The 1,107-nt window shown below is 61.3% G+C and carries 1 protein-coding gene; it reads right to left on the bottom strand.

Annotated features, from left to right (window positions below):
* Positions 1-999: alpha/beta fold hydrolase (locus A3730_RS28810; protein ID WP_156501441.1), on the bottom strand; the 999-nt coding region annotated here is incomplete at its 3' end.
* Positions 1,000-1,107: the final 108 nt, after the last annotated feature.

Below are 1,107 nucleotides of genomic sequence, written 5' to 3'. Positions count from 1 at the left end.
GCGCAGGGCGGTGGCGCGGCCGATACCGGAACCGGCGCCGGTGACGACCGCCGTTTTTCCATTCAGGGGGAGTGCGCTGCGGGCCGGGCGTACGCGGGCATGCTGCAGGGCGCCGCTCATGGTGCCTTTCTCTACGCCGCTGACGAATTCGTGAATCCAGTCGGCAATGCGTTCCGGGTGGCTGAGGGGGACCCAGTGGTTGGCGTTGATGTCGCGGCGGTAGAGTTCTTCTACCCAGAGATGCAGGTCTTCAAATAGCTGGGTGCCCACATAATTGTCGCGGGTGGGCACGATCAATTGGACCGGGCAATTGGCGTAGCGCTTTTCCGGGTTGATCAGCTTGTTACGAAAATTGGCCCGGTAGAGCTGCACGCCGAATTTGCCGTCTTTGCCCTGGGTGGGGTTGGCGTCGGGTTCGGCGACATTTTCCCGGTGCTTCAGGTACTGCGGCCAGAGTTTGTCGAGGCCGCCCTGCCAGGCGCTGGGGGCGAGCACGGGAAGATGAAAGAAACCGATATACCAGGAGCTGAGTACCTGCTTGAAGACTTTCGCCTTGGCGGAGGCGGACAGGTTCAGGGTGCGTTCGCGCATCCAGTGGCCCATGTGGTCCAGGCAGGGGCCGGAAATCGTGGTGTAGGACAGAATGCGCGATTTCAGCGGCTCGCTGGTGACCGATTCCCAGCTTTGAATGGAGCCCCAGTCATGGCCGGCCAGATGAAACCCCCGGCCGGGGATCAGGGTATCCACCACCGCGAGCAGGTCGGCGGACAGCAGCTTCATGCGGTAGTCCGCTTGCGCTCGGGGAGCCTGGGAGGCGCCGGCGCCCCGCACATCATAGAGGATTACAAAGTAGTGTTTGGCCAGCTGCTGCGCCACCGGTTGCCACACGCTGTGGTTGTCCGGGTAGCCGTGCACCAGCACCACGGGCGTCTTTTTGGGGTCGCCGAGAGTGTAGGCCTGGAGTGAAATGCCCTGGCTGTTGACGGTGGTGGGGGTCATGTTGGCTCCTGAAAACATGGCGACGCGATATCTGGACAACGTCAAGATAATCGAATGTATCAGTGCTCAATGTAACGGTCAATGTGCTCGTTGTGGCAGCAAATACCG

The organism is Alcanivorax sp. HI0044, from assembly GCF_001634945.1.
Note: the sequence above shows the minus strand (reverse complement) of the source record. Positions and strands in the feature narration are given on the sequence as shown.